This window comes from Pseudomonas sp. OF001 (genome assembly GCF_904426495.1).
In the GTDB taxonomy this organism is placed as follows: Bacteria; Pseudomonadota; Gammaproteobacteria; order Pseudomonadales; family Pseudomonadaceae; genus Geopseudomonas.
The window spans coordinates 157,605-176,523 of sequence record NZ_CAJGBM010000012.1 but is presented as its reverse complement, the minus strand read 5'-3'; the positions used below and the strand labels follow the sequence as shown (position 1 = coordinate 176,523).

General features: G+C 70.5%; 16 protein-coding genes. 9 read left to right on the top strand and 7 right to left on the bottom strand.

What is annotated here, in order from left to right; genetic code table 11:
- The first annotated feature begins 97 nt into the window (after positions 1-97).
- Together RA210_RS09015 and RA210_RS09010 are read left to right on the top strand one after the other, a co-directional pair.
- A complete protein-coding gene (locus RA210_RS09015; protein WP_136488458.1) occupies positions 98-697 on the top strand; it encodes a Yip1 family protein in 600 nt (199 codons plus the stop codon).
- 153 nt (positions 698-850) lie between these two features.
- The gene (locus RA210_RS09010; RefSeq protein ID WP_201486164.1) at positions 851-1,345 is read left to right on the top strand and encodes a SprT family zinc-dependent metalloprotease; all 495 of its coding nucleotides are present in this window, start codon (positions 851-853) and stop codon (positions 1,343-1,345) included.
- Here RA210_RS09010 and RA210_RS09005 read toward each other — a convergent pair.
- On the bottom strand, positions 1,336-2,364 hold the full coding sequence (locus RA210_RS09005) for a glycosyltransferase family 4 protein (protein ID WP_201486163.1): 1,029 nt from the start codon (positions 2,362-2,364) through the stop codon (positions 1,336-1,338). The two genes, RA210_RS09010 and RA210_RS09005, sit on opposite strands and share 10 nt — an antisense overlap.
- Positions 2,361-3,173, bottom strand: a complete 813-nt coding sequence (locus tag RA210_RS09000; protein WP_201486162.1) for a UDP-2,3-diacylglucosamine diphosphatase — start codon at positions 3,171-3,173, stop codon at positions 2,361-2,363. Before RA210_RS09000 ends, RA210_RS09005 begins: the two co-directional genes overlap by 4 nt.
- A gap of 172 nt (positions 3,174-3,345) precedes the next feature.
- On the opposite strand from RA210_RS09000, the gene RA210_RS08995 reads away from it, so the two are divergent.
- Positions 3,346-4,197, top strand: coding sequence for a DMT family transporter (locus RA210_RS08995; protein ID WP_201486161.1), 852 nt, complete (start codon positions 3,346-3,348; stop codon positions 4,195-4,197).
- A gap of 4 nt (positions 4,198-4,201) precedes the next feature.
- On the opposite strand, the gene RA210_RS08990 is transcribed toward RA210_RS08995, so the two are convergent.
- The 5 genes from RA210_RS08990 to recQ form a co-directional block, all read right to left on the bottom strand.
- Positions 4,202-5,245, bottom strand: a complete 1,044-nt coding sequence (locus tag RA210_RS08990) for a glycosyltransferase family 4 protein (RefSeq protein WP_201486160.1) — start codon at positions 5,243-5,245, stop codon at positions 4,202-4,204.
- 232 nt (positions 5,246-5,477) lie between these two features.
- Positions 5,478-5,771 carry a SelT/SelW/SelH family protein gene (locus RA210_RS08985; protein ID WP_201486159.1) on the bottom strand — a complete coding sequence of 98 codons (294 nt, stop codon included), beginning with the start codon at positions 5,769-5,771 and terminating at the stop codon, positions 5,478-5,480.
- 57 nt (positions 5,772-5,828) lie between these two features.
- Positions 5,829-7,229: a DHA2 family efflux MFS transporter permease subunit gene (locus RA210_RS08980; RefSeq protein WP_201486158.1), complete on the bottom strand. Its 1,401-nt coding sequence runs from the start codon at positions 7,227-7,229 to the stop codon at positions 5,829-5,831.
- Positions 7,229-7,660 carry a MarR family transcriptional regulator gene (locus RA210_RS08975; RefSeq protein WP_136488466.1) on the bottom strand — a complete coding sequence of 144 codons (432 nt, stop codon included), beginning with the start codon at positions 7,658-7,660 and terminating at the stop codon, positions 7,229-7,231. Before RA210_RS08975 ends, RA210_RS08980 begins: the two co-directional genes overlap by 1 nt.
- Before the next feature lie 100 nt (positions 7,661-7,760).
- The gene (gene recQ / locus RA210_RS08970) at positions 7,761-9,902 is read right to left on the bottom strand and encodes a DNA helicase RecQ (protein WP_201486157.1); all 2,142 of its coding nucleotides are present in this window, start codon (positions 9,900-9,902) and stop codon (positions 7,761-7,763) included.
- Positions 9,903-10,027: 125 nt separating this feature from the next.
- Here recQ and RA210_RS08965 point away from each other — a divergent pair, with 125 nt between their 5' ends.
- The 6 genes from RA210_RS08965 (at position 10,028) to RA210_RS08940 (ending at position 18,896) form a co-directional block, all read left to right on the top strand.
- The gene (locus RA210_RS08965) at positions 10,028-10,615 is read left to right on the top strand and encodes a UPF0149 family protein (protein WP_136488468.1); all 588 of its coding nucleotides are present in this window, start codon (positions 10,028-10,030) and stop codon (positions 10,613-10,615) included.
- A gap of 10 nt (positions 10,616-10,625) precedes the next feature.
- A complete protein-coding gene (locus RA210_RS08960; protein WP_136488469.1) occupies positions 10,626-11,027 on the top strand; it encodes a YbaN family protein in 402 nt (133 codons plus the stop codon).
- 458 nt (positions 11,028-11,485) lie between these two features.
- Positions 11,486-14,947: an Ig-like domain-containing protein gene (locus RA210_RS08955; RefSeq protein ID WP_201486350.1), complete on the top strand. Its 3,462-nt coding sequence runs from the start codon at positions 11,486-11,488 to the stop codon at positions 14,945-14,947.
- 116 nt (positions 14,948-15,063) lie between these two features.
- Positions 15,064-16,119: an SCO family protein gene (locus RA210_RS08950; protein WP_201486156.1), complete on the top strand. Its 1,056-nt coding sequence runs from the start codon at positions 15,064-15,066 to the stop codon at positions 16,117-16,119.
- Between the two features lie 90 nt (positions 16,120-16,209).
- On the top strand, positions 16,210-16,908 hold the full coding sequence (gene lapG, locus RA210_RS08945; RefSeq protein WP_136488471.1) for a cysteine protease LapG: 699 nt from the start codon (positions 16,210-16,212) through the stop codon (positions 16,906-16,908).
- The gene (locus RA210_RS08940; RefSeq protein ID WP_201486155.1) at positions 16,905-18,896 is read left to right on the top strand and encodes a bifunctional diguanylate cyclase/phosphodiesterase; all 1,992 of its coding nucleotides are present in this window, start codon (positions 16,905-16,907) and stop codon (positions 18,894-18,896) included. The genes lapG and RA210_RS08940 overlap by 4 nt, the downstream gene beginning before the upstream one ends.
- Positions 18,897-18,919 lie beyond the last annotated feature (23 nt).

Here is an 18,919-nt window from a genome sequence, read left to right as displayed (position 1 = left end):
GGTCGCAGAGGACGACCCGGCACCGGACGGCACTGGCCACGTGCCTCCGGCGCCTTGTCAGGGGCGATCCGCATATAAAACGAAGAGGTGTCCGATCATGATTCACCACGTCTGGGGGCTCTTCACCCATCCTGATCAAGAATGGCAAGAGATTCGTGGCGAGAAAGAAAGCATCAGCCATATGTATCTGAGCCATGTACTCATCCTGGCGGCGATCCCCGTTGTATCCGCCTACATCGGTACCACCCAGGTCGGCTGGTCGATCGCCGGCGGCGAGGCGGTGCGCCTGACCGAGTCGAGCGCGCTGCAGATGACCGTGCTGTCCTACCTGGCCATGCTGGCCGGCGTCGCCGTGATGGGCGCGTTCATCCACTGGATGTCGCGCACCTATGACGCCCAGCCCAGCCTGACCGACTCCATCGTGTTCGCCGCCTACTGCGCCACGCCCCTGTTCATCGGCGGCCTGGCGGCGCTCTACCCCAACCTGTGGCTGGCCATGGCGGTCGGCACGGCGGCGGTGTGCTACACGGCCTACCTGCTGTACGTCGGCATCCCCTCCTTCATGAACATTCCGAAGGACGAAGGCTTCATGTTCTCCAGCTCGGTGCTGGCCGTGGGCCTGGTGGTGCTGGTGGCGATAATGGCCATCTCGGTGGTGCTGTGGGGCTTCGGCGTCGGTCCGGTGTACGCCAGCTGAAGCCGGTCCAGCAAGACAACCTGGCGTAGGTCCGGTCAACACCGACAAGAACAATCACGGACCATCCCGACTGAGGCCGCCTGCGGGCGGCCTTGCTGTGTCCGCCGCCTGCGGCTGGCATAATCGACCGACCTGCCCCACCACGACCCGCCCATGCCCGAACAGCTGCTCGCCCGCGTCGAGGCCTGCTACCAGCAGGCCGAAGCCTTCTTCGCCCGCCGCTTCCCGCGCCCCGAGGTCAGCCTGCGCCTGCGCGGCCTCAAGGCCGGCGTCGCCCACCTCACCGAAAACCGCCTGCGCTTCAACGCCCAGCTGTACCGCGAGAATCGCGAACACTTCCTGCGCCAGACCGTGGCCCACGAGGTGGCGCACCTGGTCGCCCACCAGCTGTTCGGCGCCGGCATCCGCCCGCACGGCGGGGAGTGGCAGCGGATCATGACCGGCGTCTACGGCCTGCCGGCCGAGCGCTGCCATTCGTATGAAGTGCAACGCCGGCAGCGGCACTACCTGTACCGCTGCAGCTGCCCGGACGGCGAATTCCCCTTCACCGCGCAGCGCCATGCGCTGGTGCTGCGCGGGCGCCGCTACCTGTGCCGGCGCTGCCGGGAGACGCTGGTGTTCAGCGGCGAGCGCCTCGCTCAGCCCTGAACGGCTGCGGCTGCGCCGCCGGCCGTGCCGTCGCGGCGCGGCAGGTGGGCGAGGAACTCCGCCGCCGAGGCCTGCCACGACTGGCGCTGCGCCTCGGCCCGGCAGGCGTGGCGATCCAGCGCAAGGGCCTGCAGGCAGGCGCTGCGCAGATCCTCGTCCATCATCCCGCTGACGCCCTGGCGCAGCACGTCCAGCGGGCCGGCCACCGGAAACGCAGCCACCGGCGTGCCGCAGGCCAGCGCCTCGAGCATCACCAGCCCCAGGGTGTCGGTGCGCGAGGGGAACACCAGCACGCTGGCCGCCCGGTAGGCTTCGGCCAGCAGCGGCGCCGGCAGGTAGCCGTCGAAGCGCACCTGCGGATAGCGCCGCTCGAGCTCGCCGCGCAGCGGACCGTCGCCGACCACCCGCTTCGCGCCCGGCAGGTCGAGGCCGAGGAAAGCCTCGAGGTTCTTCTCCGGCGCCAGGCGCCCGGCGTAGAGGAACAGCGGCGCGCCCTCGCCCGCCTCCAGGCGCGGCTGGAACTGGCGTAGGTCGACGCCCTTGCGCCACAGCGCAAGGCGCTCGAAGCCGCGCGCGGCGAACTCGGCCTGCAGGCGCTCGGTGCTGACCAGCACCGCCCGGCTCGGCCGGTGGAAGGCGCGCAGCCAGGCGTAGCCCCAGTCCAGCGGCAGCCACGGCCAGCGGCCGCTCACGTATTCGGGAAAGCGCGTGTGGATCGCCGTGGAGAACGCCCAGCCGCGCCGCCGCAGCCAGCGCCGCGCCGCCCAGCCAAGCGGCCCCTCGGTGGCCAGGTGCACGGCATCCGGGGCGAAGGCTTCGATCTTCGCGCCGACCTTCCAGACATCCCAGGCCAGCGGGATGGCCGCGTAGCCCGGGCAGGGCAGCGTGCGGAACTCCTGCGGCGACAGCACGCCGACCTGGTGGCCTAGGCGCTCCAGCTCCCCGACCAGCGCGCACAGGCTGGTGACCACGCCGTTGACCTGCGGCGCCCAGGCATCGCTGACGATCAGCAGCCTCATGTCAGCGTCTCCGCCAGCGGCTCGGCCGCGACCGGCAGCCCGCCGCCGGCGGCCAGGCGATACAGCTCGATGCGCCCGTCCAGGTGTTCGATCAGCGCCGTGCACGACTCCACCCAGTCGCCGCAGTTGAGGTACTCGATGGCGCCGATGCGGCGGATCTCGGCGTGATGGATGTGGCCACAGACCACGCCGTGGAAGCCGCGGCGGGTGCACTCGTGGGCCAGCGCCTCCTCGAACTCGCTGATGTAGCTGACCGCGCCCTTGACCTTGTGCTTGAGCCAGGCCGACAGCGACCAGTAGCCGTAGCCCCAGCGCTGGCGCCAGTGGTTGAGCCAGCGGTTGAGGGTCAGGGTGACCTCGTAGGCGGAGTCGCCGAGGAAGGCCAACCAGCGGTGGTAGCGGGTGATCACGTCGAACTGGTCGCCGTGCAGCACCAGCAGGCGGCGGCCGTCGGCGGTCAGGTGCTCGGCCTCGTCGACCAGGCGGATGTTGCCCAGCACCAGGTCGGCATAGCGGCGCAGGCATTCGTCGTGGTTGCCGGTGACGTAGATCACCTCGGTGCCGCGCCGGCTCATGTTGATCAGCCGGCGGATCACGTTGGTGTGGCTCTGCGGCCAGAACACCGAGCTGCGCAGCTTCCAGCCGTCGATGATGTCGCCGACCAGGTAGACCCGCTCGGGCGCATAGCCCTTGAGGAAGGCCTCCAGGCGCTCGGCCTGGCAATCGCGGGTCCCCAGGTGCACGTCGGAGATCCACAGGGTGCGCACGTACTGCTTGCACTTGGGCAGGAGCGGCTGGGCTAGGGTCATCGACGGCCTCCGGCGGGTTTGCCCCGATGGTGCGGCGCCGCCGTGTACGCCGAATGACAGCCCGGCGGCAGGGCGATGACAGGCGCCGGCAGACGGGTAAACTGGGCACCTTTGCCCGGAACCACCGCATGCCCCCGCACCTGCCGTCGCCCGCCTCCGCGAGTCGCCGCCCATGACCCCGCGCAACGCCCTGCTCGCCGTGCACCTCGGCGCCCTGCTGTTCGGCCTCACCGGGGTGTTCGGCAAGCTGGCCGAAGCCGCGCCGCTGGCGATCACCGCCGGGCGCGCGGCGTTCGCCGTGCTCGCCCTCGGCCTGTTCCTCGCCCTCGCCCGCAATGCTTCCGCTGGCCGCCCCAGCCTGCGCCAGCTGGCCCTGCTGGTGCTCGGCGGACTGCTGCTCGGCGCCCACTGGCTGACCTTCTTCCACGCGGTCAAGGTATCCGGCGTGGCCATCGCCACCCTCGGCTTCGCCAGCTTCCCGGCCTTCACCCTGCTGCTCGAGGGCCTGCTGTTCCGCGAGCGGCTGCGCGCGGGCGAGTTCGCCGTGGTCGGCCTGGTCTGCCTGGGCCTGGTACTGGTGACGCCGCAGTTCGAGCTGGCCAGCCAGGCCAGTCAGGGCCTGCTGTGGGCGGTACTGTCCGGGCTGCTGTTCGCCCTGCTGTCTCTGACCAACCGGGTCAGCGCCCGCGGCATCGAGCCGGCGCAGGCGGCGCTGTGGCAGAACCTGACCATCGCCCTGTGCCTCTTGCCGCTGACCGCACCGCAGCTGCCGGCCATCGCGCCGCTGGACTGGCTGTGGCTGGCGCTGCTCGGCGTGCTGTGCACCGGTCTCGCCCACAGCCTGTTCGTCTCCAGCCTGCGCGTGCTCAAGGCGCGCACCGCCGCGGTGGTATTCGCCATGGAGCCGGTCTACGGGATCTTCTTCGCCTGGCTGCTGTTCGCCGAGATACCGAGCCTGCGCATCCTCGGCGGCGGCGCGCTGATCGTGCTGGCCACCTTCGTCAGCGCACGCCTGCCGCGCTGACCGCTCAGGGTGAGGCGCGTTCGGCGCTGAGCCGCTCGGCCGGCAGACAGGGCGCGCCGTCCAGGCGCGGCTGGCGGGCGAGGAACTCCAGTGCGGAGGCCTGCCAGGACTGGCGCCGCGCTTCCTCGGCGCAGGCGCGCCGGTCCAGCTCGAGCGCCTGCAGACAGGCGCGCTGCAGGTCCTCGTCCATCACCCCGCTGACGCCCTGGCGCAGCACGTCCAGCGGGCCGCTGACCGGGAAGGCGGCCACCGGCGTGCCGCAGGCCAGCGCCTCGAGCATCACCAGGCCGAGGGTGTCGGTGCGCGAGGGGAACACCAGCACGCTGGCGCTGCGGTAGGCCTCGGCCAGCGTCTCGCCGCGCAGGTAGCCGAGAAAGCGCACCTGCGGATAGCGTCGCTGCAGCTCGCCGCGCAGCGGGCCGTCGCCGACCACGCGCTTCTCGCCCGGCAGCTCGAGGTCGAGGAAGGCCTCCAGGGTCTTCTCCGGCGCCAGGCGGCCGACGTAGAGGAACACCGGCGCGCCCTCGTCCGGCTCGAGGCGCGGCTGGAACTGGCGGATATCGACGCCCTTGCGCCACAGGCCGAGATGGGCGAAGCCCTGGCGGGCGAACTCGGCCTGCATGCGCACGGTGCTGACCAGTACCGCATCGCTCGGCCGGTGGAAGGCGCGCATCCACGCATAGCCCAGGCTGAGCGGGATCACCGGCCAGCGGGCATGGACGAACTCGGGAAAGCGCGTGTGCATGGCGGTGGAGAAGGCCAGCCCGCGGCGCTGCAGCCAGTGCCGCGCCGCCCAGCCGAGCGGCCCTTCGGTGGCCAGGTGCACGGCGTCCGGGGCGAACGCCTCGATCCTCGCCGCCACCCGCCAGATGTCCCATGCCAGGGCGATCTCGGGGTATCCCGGGCAGGGCAGCGAGCGGAAATCCAGCGGCGACAGCACGCCCACCTCGCAGCCCAGCTCCTCCAGCTCCATCACCAGCGCGCGCAGGCAGGTGACCACGCCGCTGACCCGCGGCTCCCAGGTGTCGCTGACGATCAGCAACCGCATGGTCGCGCCCCGCGCAGGCGGTCACGGGAAACGGCAGGAGCCGGGGCAGTCCGCGGACGCGACGGACGACGTTCGCATTTCGACGGGCAAGGCTGGGCACAGTCCATCAGCCACCTCCGGCTGGAGCTGCAGGATCTTTGCTGGCGTCAGGAGGCGCCGCGCATGGGCGCGGGGCCTCGTTAACGCAGCATAGTCACAGCCGGGAAAGTGCGCCGCTCGTCGGCGCACTTCGTCACTCGCGGCGCGGGCGGTCGCTGTGGCCGAGGTCGCGCTGCGGGTCGATGCGATCGCGCACCCGCTGCTTGAGCACCTTGGCCTCGGGGAAGCCGCCATCGGCCTTGCGCTCCCAGATCTCCGCGCCGTCGCAGGTGATGCGGAACACCCCGCCGGTGCCCGGGACCAGGCTGACCTTGCCCAGATCGTCGCCGAAGGTGGACAGCAGTTCCTGAGCCAGCCAGGCGGCGCGCAGCAGCCATTGGCACTGGGTGCAGTAGGTGATCTCGACTTCGGGTCTGCCGATGCTCATCGCGGGGTCCTGAACGGAAAACGGGCGGGGCGCCATGATAGCGCCCCGCCCGCCGCCTCAGCGATTGCCGCGCAGGCGCCAGGCCGGCCAGATCGCCAGGGCGAACAGCGCGGCCAGCAGCCAGAAGCTCTGCTGGAAGGCCAGGGCGTTGCCCAGGGCATCGCCGCCTTCGGCCTCGTGACGCCATTCGAGGAAGAAGGTCAGCAGGTTGATGCCCAGCGCCCCACCAAGCTGGCGCATGAAGGTGGTGGCGCCGGTGGCGCTGGACAGCTCCTCGGCCGGCAGGTCCTGCACCGCCGCGGTGCTCACCCCGGGGAGGATACCGCCGAGGCCGAAGCGCCCCAGCGAAGCCCAGGCGCAGATCGCCCAGAAGCCGCCCTCGTCGCCCAGCAGCGCCTGGCCGGCGGCGGACAGCGCCAGCAGCACCAGACCGCCGACCAGCAGCCAGCGCGCCGCCAGGCGGTCGCTCAGCCAGCCGCCGACGAAGGCGGCGACGCCCAGCACCAGGCCGGTGGGCAGCAGCACCAGGCCGGCGTCGGCGGCGCTGTAGTGCTCCACCGTCTGCACGTACAGCGGGATCAGGTAGGTGACGCCGAACAGACCGACGCCGAGCACCATCGCCACCCAGCTGGTGCGCCGGAAGCTGGCGTTGCGCCACAGGCGCAGCGGCAGCAGCGGCGCCTCGTGGCGGCTGCAGCGCCAGAGGAAGGCCGCCAGGCAGGCCAGGCCGATGCCGCCGGGCACCAGGGTCACGCCGGCCAGCCAGCCGAAGCGCTGCGCCTCGGCCAGACCGCCGAGGATGCCGAACAGCGCCAGATTGAGCAGGACGAAGCCCGGCACGTCCAGGCGCGGCGGGGTCAGCGAGCGGAAGCTCGGCAGCAGGCGGGCGCCGCCGATCACACTGATCACGCAGATCGGCGCCGGCAGCCAGAAGATCGCGCTCCAGCCGAAGTGATCGACCACATAGCCGGCCAGGGTCGGCCCCAGCGCCGGCGCCATCATCGCGCCGAGGCCGAACAGCCCGAGCGCCAGGCCGCGGCCGCGGTCGGGGAAAGAGCGGAAGATCAGCACCATGGCCAGCGGCTGGACCAAGCCGGCGCACAGCCCCTGGACGATGCGCAGGCCGATCAGCGGCCAGATCGAGGTCACCAGCGGCGCCACCAGCGAGGTGGCCATGAACAGGCCGAAGGTGCCGAGCAGGGTGCGCCGGGCGCCGAAGCGCGCCTGCGCCCAGGACGACAGCAGCAGGCCCGAGGTCATCGCGGCGAGGAAGCCGGTGATCAGCCACTGCGCCAGCGGCCGGCCGATGGCGAACTCGGCCATGATCGCCGGCAGGGCGACGTTGACGCTGGTGGAGGCCAGCACCATGGTCATGGTGGAGAGGATCAGCAGGGCCAGCAGCCAGGCCGGGTAGCGGGCGCCGAAGCGCTCGCGCAAGGCATCGAGGTCGTGCCCCATCACAGCCGCTCCAGGTTGGCCTGCATCCGGCCGAGCACCCGCTGGCAGACCTCCAGCTCCTGCTGGTCGATGTCGGCGAGCACCTCGTTGCGCAGCTCGCCGGCGATCGCCTCGATCTGCGCGATGAGCGCGGCGGTCTGCGGCAGCAGCTCGATGCGCTTGGCGCGGCGGTCCTCGGCCACCGTCACCCGGCGCACCAGCTGCTGCGCCTCGAGGCCGTCGAGCAGGCGCGCCAGGGTCGCGCACTCGACGCCGACCAGCGCCGCCAGCTCGCTCTGGGTCGGCGCCTCCGCATGCCGGGCCAGGTGCAGCAGCACCAGCCAGCGCGCCTGCGACAGGCCGAGGTGGCTGAGGCGGCGGTCCAGCTCGGCCCGCCAGGTGCGCGCCAGCAGGGCGACCTCGGCGCCGAGGCGGTGATCGGAATGCGCCATTTCATACCCTCCTAAATATCAACAAGCTAAACATTAGCCTGCTAAGTATTTATCCGCAACTCTCCCCCGTCAGCAACCCGATGGGGGACAGTGCGCCGGCTCAGGCGCCCAGCTCGACCTCCAGCGCGGCGCGCACGCAGTGCAGCACGCCGAGCGGCACGCGGCCGTCGAATGCCTCGGCCAGCGCCGCCACCGGCGGCAGCTCGCCGTCGCCGTCGAGGAAGGCGTCGTGGATCTCGCCGAGCAGGTCCTCGGGCAGGTCCAGCGCCTGCTCCAGGCTCAGTTGCTGGCGACCGATGGCCTCGGCCAGCAGGCTGTAGACGTTCTTCTCCGAGCAGTCGAGCTGGCGGGCGATCTGCGCCGGGGTCATGCCCGAGCGGGCCAGGCTGACCAGCTCGTGGCGCAGGTCGGTGACCACCGCCGGTACGGCCGGCGCCGCGGGGCTGTCGGTGAGCACGTCGAGGAAGGCCTGGCCGTAGCGCTCCAGCTTGCGCGCACCGACGCCGCTGACCTGGGCCATTTCGGACAGCGACTGCGGCTGGCTGCGCAGCATCTCCAGCAGGGTAGCGTCGGGGAAGATCACGTAGGGCGGCACGCTGTGCTCCTCGGCCAGCTTGCGGCGCAGGGTGCGCAGCGCCTCCCACAGCGGCCGCTCGTCGCCGCGCACCAGCTGGCTGGCCTGGCTCGGCCCGCCGCTGGAACGCTGCGCGCGCTGCGGCTTGAGATCGCGGCGCAGCTCGAGGCTGACCTCGCCGCGCAGCAGCGGCCGGCAGGCGTCGGTCAGGCGCAGGCCGCCGAAGCCGTCGAGGTCGATGTCGGCCAGGCCGCGCGCCACCAGTTGGCGGAACAGCGTGCGCCAGTCGGCTTCGGCCAGGTCCTTGCCCTTGCCGAACACAGCCAGCTGCTGGTGGCCGAACGAGCGCACCTTGTCGCTCTCGCGACCGAGCAGGATGTCGACCAGGTGGCCGACGCCGTAGCGCTGGCCGCTGCGGTAGATGGCCGACAGCGCCAGGCGCGCCGCCTCGGTGGCGTCCCAGGTCTCCACGCCCTCCACGCAGTTGTCGCAGTGGCCGCAGGGCTGCGCCAGCTCCTCGTCGAAGTAGGCCAGGAGCGCCTGGCGACGGCAGCGCGACTCCTCGCACAGCGCCAGCATGGCCTCCAGCTTGTGGCGCTCGACGCGCTTGTGCTGCTCGTCGCCCTCGGAGTTCTGCAGCATCTGGCGCAGGAACAGCACGTCCTGCAGGCCGTAGGCCATCCACACTTCCGAGGGCAGGCCGTCGCGGCCGGCGCGGCCGGTTTCCTGGTAGTAGGCCTCCAGCGACTTGGGCAGGTCGAGGTGAGCGACGAAGCGCACGTTGGGCTTGTCGATGCCCATGCCGAAGGCGATGGTCGCCACCATGATCAGCCCTTCCTCGTTGATGAAGCGCTTCTGGTTGTGCGCGCGCAGCTCGCTGGCCAGCCCGGCGTGGTACGGCAGCGCCGGATAGCCCTGCTCGGAGAGGAAGGCGGCCACCTCCTCGACCTTCTTGCGCGACATGCAGTAGACGATGCCGGCGTCGCCGCGACGCCCGGCGAGGAAGGCCAGCAGCTGCTTGCGCGGCTGATCCTTGGGCACGATGCGGTAGAAGATGTTCGGCCGGTCGAAGCTGGAGAGGAAACGCTCGGCCTGCTCCAGGTGCAGGCGCTGGACGATCTCCTCGCGGGTGCGCTTGTCCGCGGTGGCGGTCAGGGCGATGCGCGGCACGTTGGGGAACAGCTCGGCGAGCTGGCCGAGCTGCAGGTACTCGGGGCGGAAGTCGTGGCCCCACTGCGACACGCAGTGCGCCTCGTCGATGGCGAACAGGGCGATCGGCAGGCGCTGCAGGAAGGCCAGCATGCGCGGCTGCACCAGGCGCTCGGGGGCCAGGTAGAGTAGTTTGATCTCGCCGCGGCGCAGGCGCTCGGCGATCTCGCGCTGCTCCTCGGGCGTCTGCGTGGAGTTCAGCGCCACCGCCGCCACGCCCAGCTCGTCGAGGGTGGCGACCTGGTCGTCCATCAGCGCGATCAAGGGCGACACCACCACCGCCACGCCGTCGCGCAGCAGCGCCGGCACCTGGAAGCACAGCGACTTGCCGCCGCCGGTGGGCATCAGCACCAGGGCGTCGCCGCCTTCGCTCACGTGCTGGATGATCCGCGCCTGGTTGCCGCGGAAAGCGTCGTAACCGAACACGTCTTTGAGGGTGCGCAGGGCGGAATCGAGCATGGGGCCTCCGGATGAAGCCGGGCATTATACGCCAGCCCGCACCCGGTTCCGTGCGCCACTCGCCTGGCAGCGCGCCCACTGCTCGTCTACAATCGAGCGCGCATTCTTCCCGAGGTAGTGTCCCGATGTCCTTCGCCGAGCAACTGTCCCGCCTGCAAGCCTTTCTCGATGCCGACGACCTGCATGAGGAAGCGCTGGACTACGTGGCCGCCCACGGTTACCTGACCGCCCTGTCCATCTGCCCCGATCCGGTACCGGAGCGCGAGTGGATCGACGCCCTGTTCGCCGAGCCGCCGCACTACCGCAGCGACGCCGAGCGCGAGGAGATCGAAGCCTCGCTGATCCAGCTCAAGGCGCATATCGGTCGTCAGCTGGCCAGCGACGAGGACATGGAGCTGCCCTGCGATCTCGACCTGGGCGACGATCCCGACGACTCCGACCTGCGCGGCTGGTGCATCGGCTTCATGGAGGGCGTGTTCCTGCGCGAGGCCGTGTGGTTCGAGAACGCCGAGGACGAGGTCAGCGAGCTGCTGCTGCCGATCATGGTCGGCTCCGGCCTGTTCGACGAGGAGCCGGAGTTCGCCGAGATCGCCAGCGACCGTGACCTGGTCGACAGCATGATCGACCAGATCCCCGAGCTGCTCACCGCGCTGTTCCTGCTCTGCCAGGCTCCGGAAGAGAAGCCGGCGCTGCTCAAGCCCCGCCAGCACTGAGCCGCGCCGCATGGCGCCACGCGAACCCGCCGAGATCCGTCACGCCTGGCTGCGCTGGCTGCTGCTGGGCATTGGCTGGCTGAGCGTGGCGCTGGGCGTGCTCGGCATCTTCCTGCCGGTGCTGCCCACCACCCCCTTCCTGCTGCTGGCCGCCGCCTGCTTCGTGCGCAGCTCGCGGCGCGTCTACGTCTGGCTGGTCACCCACCCGCGCCTCGGCCCGTGGATCCGCGACTACCTCGACGGCCAGGGCATCCCCTTCCGCGCCAAGGCCTGGGCCATCGGCCTGATGTGGGCGAGCATCCTGCTGTCCTGCTACCTGGTGCCGCTGCTGCCGGCCCGCCTGTTCATGCTGACCAGCGCCGTGCTGGTGACCCTCTACATCCTCCGCCAGAAGACTCTCGGCCGGCCCTGAGGGACGGCGCCTTCCCCACAACCGGGGCCGATACCCCCAGCCACGGGGAAAGTTCCCCACCCCCCGACGCCAGGTACGAGGCCTCGCCTGGGGGGCAGGCGCTGCCCGCCCTTGGCTGCCGCGCCTGGCGATGGCTCCGTGCCGCCTGGCACCATGCTTGCTTGGTCTCCACTGACGATACCTTTCTGCCATCACGGGAAGCATCACGGGAAGGGCTCGATCAACGGAAGCAGTGCCCGGCCGGGAGCAACCGGCCGCGCAATCCGGTATGCACTGGAAGCACCGAGGCAAGACCTCTCGTCCTGATCGGCTCCGCAACGGCGCCGACCCGCGCCGAGTCGCCGTTCTCCTCCGTCGTGGAGCATCCAGTCGCGGTGAACGCCATCGTTCCGATGGTCGACGCGCGCCCGACAATGCACGCGCGTCTGCGTCTATCCGTGCAGCAGGGTGAGGACAACATGGACAAGAAATCATCTTCCGCGAGCCTGTTCCAGCTATCGGCCGTCGCCTGGGCGATCCTGGCGACCCTGAGCCTGCCCGGCAGCGCTGCCGGCTCCCTGGACGACGAGAGCCAGCCGCCGCCGACCGACCCCTCGGCCTACGTCGATGCTCCGGAGCATCCGGACGAGACGCTGCACGAGATGGAGAGCTGGCCGAAGGCCAACAAGGGCGCCTACGACCTGCCGAACGGGGTGAGCGGCGACAAGAACACGCCGACCGCCGAGAACGTGCTGCAGCCGCTGCAGCAGACCTCGTTCAACTACCCGACCAACGGCACGGCAAGCCCGCTGTTCGGCGCCCAGCCCTTCACCCAGCAGGTGCTGCGCTTCGAGGAGTTCGGCCTGGAGAGGCTCGACCCCGGCGCCCCGGCCGGCACCCTGCCGCTGCCACCGCCGAGCCTCGGCCCGGCTCCGGCCCAGGATCCGCTCAGCGTTGCCCGCAGCGGTCCGCCCTCCTCGGCGCTGGACGACTTTCTCAGGCAGCCGGGGCTGTTCCCGTTCCCGGCCCAGTACTCCAACGTGCTGGACCCCAACCCGTGGAAGTCCCAGATCGAGCACTTCCTCAACCGCTACGTCAGTTCGCCGGCCGAGGGCCGCCCGCCGGGCAAGGGCTGGTCGCACCAGCGCTGGAACGAGTTCTATCCCCAGGCCGCGTTCAAGACGGTACAGGCAGGGGCGCGGGTCAACGGTGGCGTGCGCAACGGCCGGCAGCTGCACGGCTACGCGGTCGGCGAATTCGGCCCCGGCGGCCTCTACCACAACACCGCCGGCACGCCAGCGACCGCCGGCACCACAGCCGGCATCGGCATCCGCCTCCACCCGAACATGCCGGTGCAGAATCACAAGTCGCTGTGGACCTTCGACGGCACCCTGCCGCCCAAGCTGCTGATGGTCCGTTACGGCCAGCCGATGCTGATGCGCCACTACAACGCCCTGCCGATCGACCCGGCGGCCAACCGCGGCTTCGGCCTGCACACCATCAGCACCCACGAGCACAACGGTCATGTCCCGGCCGAGAGCGACGGCTTCGCCAACGCCTTCTTCTTCCCCGGCCAGTACTACGACTATCGCTGGCCGGTGCAGCTGGCCGGCTACGACAGCATCAACACCAGGGCGGAGGATCCGCGAGCCGCCTTCCCCTGCGCACCGGGAGAGACCCTCTGGGTCAACGACCTCAACCCCGGCCCGAGAACCTGTGGCGACGACGGCAAGATCAGGATTCGCGGCGACTGGCGCGAGACCATGAGCACCCACTGGTTCCACGACCACATGCTCGATTTCACCGCGCAGAACGTCTACAAGGGCAACGCCGCGGTGATGAACTACTACAGCGCCGTCGACCGCGGCAACGAGGCGTTCGACGACGGCGTCAACCTGCGCTTCCCCAGCGGCTCGGCGCTGCCCTGGGGCAACCGCGACTACGACGTCAACCTGGTGATGGCCGACAAGGCCTGGGACGACCGGGGCCAGCTGTGGTTCAACCCGTTCAACACCGACGGCTTCCTCGGCGACCAGATGGTGGTCAACTGGCTGTACAAGCCCTACATGGAGGTGCGCGCACGCAGCTACCGCTTCCGCCTCCTCAACGGCTCGGTGTCGCGCTACTTCAAGATCGCCGTGGTGCGCGAGATCCAGGGCAGCGGCGGCGAGTTCAAGGGGCCCAAGGGCTCGGGCGTGTCCTACGACCGGGTGCCGTTCCACATGATCGCCAACGACGGCAACATCATGGAGCACGCCGTGCCCTTCGACGGCAGCATGGATCTGGACGGCGACGGCGACCGCAAGGACCACCACGGCATCCTGCCGACCCAGGCCATCGCCGAGCGCTATGACATCATCATCGACTTCGCCCGGCACGGCATCCGCCCGGGAGACCGCCTCTACCTCGTCAACCTGATGGAGCACGACACCGGCAAGGGCCCGTCGAACAAGGAGCTGTCGCTTGGCGAGGTGCTGTCCGAGGCATACAAGGCGACCCTCGACCAGACCAGCAAAGGCGCGCGCTGGCGGGACGGCGATCCGGTGGTCGGCAAGTTCCTGCAGTTGCGGGTCGTCACCTATGGCGGCAATGACCTGAGCATGAACCCTGCCGAATACGAGCCGGCCAAGCCCGGCAAGGCCGCCGGCAAGAAGATGATCCCGCTGACCATCGACCGCAACAGCGTTGCCGACCGGGCCAAGCTCGCCCAGGCCCGCAAGCGCCACTTCACGTTCGGCCGCTCCGACGGCACCGATGCCGAACCCTGGACCGTCAAGACCGACGGCGGCCTCGGCTATGCCGCCGACCCGCGGCGGATCTCGGCAGCGCCCCAGCTGGCCAACGGTCCGACCGACGCCGGCTGGAGCGGCGACGGCACCCTAGAGGTATGGACCATCGAGAACGGCGGCGGGGGCTGGAGCCATCCCGTGCACGTGCACTTCGAGGAGGGCGTCATCCTCAGCCGCGACGGCCGGGAGCCGCCGGAGTGGGAGAAGTGGGCGCGCAAGGACGTCTATCGCGTCGGGCCGGAGGTCGATGGCTCCATCGAGGTCGAGGTGGCACTGCGCTTCCGCGAGTTCGCCGGCACCTACGTCGAGCACTGCCACAACACCCAGCACGAAGACACCGCGATGCTGCTGCGCTGGGACCTGGAGCACCCCGGCCAGTTCCAGTTCATGCCGACGCCCCTGCCGACCTGGGATGGCGTGCAGTACGCCGGCTCGGTGGCCCTTCCCACTGCCCGCAGTAGCAGCGGCGGCAGCGGTAGCTCGGGAGGCGATACCGGCGGCAGCGATGGCGGCACCGGCGGTAGCGATGGCGGTACGGGCGGCGACGGCGGCAGTGGCGGCGGCACCCCGCCCGCCAATCAGCTGCCGGTGGCCATGGCCGACAGCGCCAGCACCAGGGCTGGCGCGGCGATCAGCATCGACGTGCTGGCCAACGACAGCGATCCGGAAGGCCAGCCGCTGAGCATCGTCGACCTGAACCCGCCGTTCCACGGCCAAGGCAGCGCCAGCACCGACGGCGACCGGGTGCTCTATACCCCGCCGACCACGCTGAGCGAGCCCCTGACCGCGACCTTCACCTACTCGGCCAGGGACGCCCAGGGCGGCGTCTCGAGCCCGGCCACGATCAGCGTGGCGGTCAACCCGGCGCCCAGTGCCGAAGACCTGAAGGTCACCACTGCCGAGGTCCGCTCGCGCAGCGGCAACCGCTATCGCTGGGAACTGAGCGGACGGACCTCGCTGCCGAGCGGCAACAGCATCGAGGTGACGGTCGCGACCCGCAGCGGGCCTCTCAGCCTGGGCAAGGCCACCCTGACCTCTGCCGGATCCTGGCGGCTTTCCGTGGAAACCACCGGCAGCGGCCCGGCAGCGGCCCCCACAGCGACCATCCGCTCGATCCACGGCGAGGTCACGGTACCGCTCAAGGCGCTCTGAGCCTCCCGCCCGCGCCCGGGAGTTCCCCGGACGCGGGCGGGATCCTGCGAAACGGACTGCCCGCGAGGGCGAACCAGCTCCGCCCGCCAGCGGACCCAGCACGGGAAGCCGAAGCCATGTCCAGCCAGCCCCGCACCGCCCGATCCGTCCTCACCACGCTGCTGCTGTCGCTCGCCCTGCTCGGCGCGCTGAGTCCGGCGGCCGCCACCTCCGCCAGCGAGAGCAGCGCGGCGAGCGGCTCCGTCTCCCCCTGGGGGCGGGACTACTTCCCCAACATCGTCCTGATCAACCAGGACGGCCAGAAGGTCCGCTTCTTCGACGACCTGATCAAGGACAAGGTGGTGGCGATCAACTTCATCTTCACCGCCTGCGGCGACTCCTGCCCGCTGGAAACCGCCCGCCTGCGCCAGGTGCAGAACCTGCTTGGCGAGCGGGTCGGCCGCGACGTCTTCCTCTACTCGATCAGCATCGACCCGATCTCCGATACCCCGGAGGTGCTCAAGCGCTACACCGAGAAGTTCAACATCGGCCCGGGCTGGCAGTTCCTCACCGGCGACTACGACGAGATCAACCTGCTGCGCCAGAAGCTCGGCCTGTTCATCGACGGGGTGGACGACCAGCAGGTCGACGCCAGCGGCACCCGCGACCACAACCTGAGCCTGATCATCGGCAACCAGAGCACCGGCCGCTGGATGAAGGCCTCGCCCTTCGAGAACCCGTACATCCTCGCCGACCGTCTCGGCAGCGTCCTGCACAACTGGAAGCAGGCCAGCGTCGTGCACAACGACTATGCCGAGGCCCCCGACGTACGCACGCCCTCGGCCGGCGAGCAGATCTACCGCACGCGCTGCGCCTCCTGCCACACCCTCGGCGACACCCGGCACGCCGGGCTGCGCAGCCTCGGGCCGGACCTGCTCGGCGTGACCCGCCGCCGCGACCCGGCCTGGCTCAGCCGCTGGATCAGGGAGCCCGACCGCATGCTGGCCGAGAAGGATCCGCTGGCCATGGCGCTGCTTGAGCAATACAACCGCGTGCCCATGCCCAACCTGCGCCTGGGCGAGGTCGAGATCAGCGCCCTGCTGGCCTATCTGGAGGAAGAGAGCAACCGGCAGAACCCGCCGCAACCCCTCGTGCAGGAAAGCCACGACGCGCAGCGCCAGCACCCGCGCTAGCGACGGCCGGCTGCCGACAAGCCGGCCGCGTTGCGCCTATCCTCAGAAGGGAACCGACAGGGCGTGAGCGGCGCGATGGAGCGATGCGGGATGGTCACGAGACAGCCGACCGGCAGGCGCGCGCTTGTGGGCTTCTGCCTGCTCGCCAGCCTGCTGCCCGGTCTCGCCGTGCAGGCCAACTGGGACTTCGCACGGATCATCCGCCTCGCCGAGCAGCGCTACGGCGGCCTGGGCATCGGACGCGAGCGCCTCGAGCAGTGGTCGCAGCTGATCGAGCACGGTGGCGGGTTCGACGAAGCCGAGCAGCTGCGTGCGGTCAACGGCTTCTTCAACCAGGCCCTGCGCTTCACCGACGACGCCAGCACCTGGCAGCAGCTCGACTACTGGGCCACCCCCCTGGAAGCCCTGGTGAAGGGGGCCGGCGACTGCGAGGACTACGCCATCGCCAAGTACCTGACCCTGCGCCAGCTCGGCGTCCCCGGCGAGAAGCTGCGCATCACCTACGTCAAGGCGCTGGAACTCGACCAGGCGCACATGGTGCTGGCCTGGTACGCCACCCCGACCAGCGAACCGCTGGTGCTGGACAACCTGATCCCCGATATCCGCCCTGCCTCGCAACGCCCCGACCTGCTGCCGGTGTATGCCTTCAATGCCGAAGGCGTCTGGCTGCCGGGTGCCGGCGGCAACCAGCGCAGCGGCGACAGCAAGACCCTGTCGCGCTGGCAGGACCTGCTGAACAAGATGCGCCACGAAGGATTTGCCCGGACCACGGGCAAGGAGGCCCCATGACCCTGCTGCAGCAACGCTTCCTCTCCATCTGCCTGTTCCTGCTGCTGGCCTTCACCGTCAGCTTCGTCGCCAGCCTGGAAAGCTCCCGCGAGCAGACCGTCGCGCAGCTGCGCTCGCACGCCCAGGACGCCGCCACCGCCCTCGGCGTGGCGCTGACGCCGCACATCGATGACCCGGCCACGGTCGAGCTGATGGTCTCCTCGATCTTCGACAGCGGCTACTTCGCCAGCATCCGCGTGCGGCGCGCGGACGACGGCGCCATGCTGGCCGAGCGGCAGATGAACCCGCGCAGCGACGAGGTGCCGGGCTGGTTCGCCCGCCTGGTGGACCTCCACGCCGAAGGCGGCGAGGCGCTGATCCAGCGCGGCTGGCAGCAGGCCGCGCGGGTCGAGGTGGTCAGCCACCCGCAGTTCGCCCTCGCCCGCCTGTGGCACGCCGCCCTGGGCAGCCTCTCCTGGCTGGCGCTGTGCGGGCTGCTCAGCGCCGCCCTCGGCGGCTGGCTGCTGCAGCGCCAGCTGCGCCCCCTGGAGCGCATGGTGGAGCAGGCCGAGGCCATCGGCCGCCGCGAGTTCATCAGCCAGCCGCTGCCGCATACGCCCGAGCTGCGCCGGGTGGTGCTGGCGATGAACCAGATGGCCGACAAGCTGCGCAGCCTGTTCGACGAGGAGGCGGCGCGCAGCGAGCGGCTGCGCAACGAGGCCTACCAGGACAGCCTCACCGGCCTGGCCAACCGCCGCCTGCTCAACATGCGCCTCGACGCCCAGCTGCTGGCCAGCGAGCAGAACGCCGCCGGCTACCTGCTGCTGCTGCGCCTCAACGACCTCAGCGGCCTCAACCAGCGCCAGGGCGCCGGGCGCACCGATGCCCTGATCCGCGAGATCGGCGAGCGCCTGCAGCAGATTGGCGTCCGCTTCGCACACCCCGACTGGCTGGCCGCCCGCTGCCGCGGCGGCGAGTTCGCCCTGCTCGCCCCCGGCGCCACTACCGCCGAGATCGAGCAGCTGGCGGCCGAACTCGGCGAGACGCTCGCCGGCCTGCAGGACACCGGCGCCAGCGACTGCGAGCCGGCGGCGCACATCGGCCTGACCGCCTACCAGCCGGGAGAAAGCCGCCAGGGCGTGCTGAGTCGCGCCGACCAGGCGCTGAGCCAGGCCCAGCAGCGCTACGACCAGCCCTGGGAGCGCGTGGACGAGAGCACCCCGGTCTGCCGCCTCGACCAGCACGACTGGCGCCACTGGCTGGACGAGGCGCTCGGCGAGGGCAAGCTGCAGCTGTACTTCCAGCCGGTGGTGCGCAGCGACGACCGCACGCTGCTCCACCACAAGGTGCTGGCGCGCCTGCTCGATCCGCAGGGCAAGGCCATACCGGCCGGCCTGTTCCTGCCCTGGGTCGCCCGTCTGGGCTGGGGGCCGCGCCTCGACCGGCTGATGCTCGAGCACGTCCTCGAACACCTGCGCCAGCATCCGCAGCCGCTGGCCATGAGCCTGTCCGGAGCCACCCTGCACGACCAGGTCAGCCTCGCCCTGATCCTTCACAGCCTGCGCAGGCATCCCCAGCAGGCGGGCCTGCTGACCCTGGAGCTGGACGAGCGCACGCTGCCCGGCGCCGAGCAGTTGCCGGCCCTGTGCGAGCCCCTGCGCGAAACCGGCTACGGCCTCGCGGTACAGCATTTCGGCGGACGCTTCAGCCTGATCGGCAACCTCACCCACCTTGGCCTGGCCTGGCTGAAGATCGACGGCAGCCACATCCACGGCCTCGACCGGGAAGCCGACCGGCGCGTGTTCATCGAGGCCATCCGCCGCACCACCCACAACATCGACCTGCCGCTGATCGCCGAGATGGTGGAAAGCGAAGGCGAGGCGCAGGCCCTGCGCGAGCTGGGAGTGCACGGGATGATGGGGCGCCTGATCGGAGTGCCGGCGCCCTGGCCGAAGAGCGAACAGCCCGCCACGGGAAGCGGCGTGCGGCCGGGAGCGAAGCTCGAATAGGGGAGCGGGGAAAGGCCCGCGCC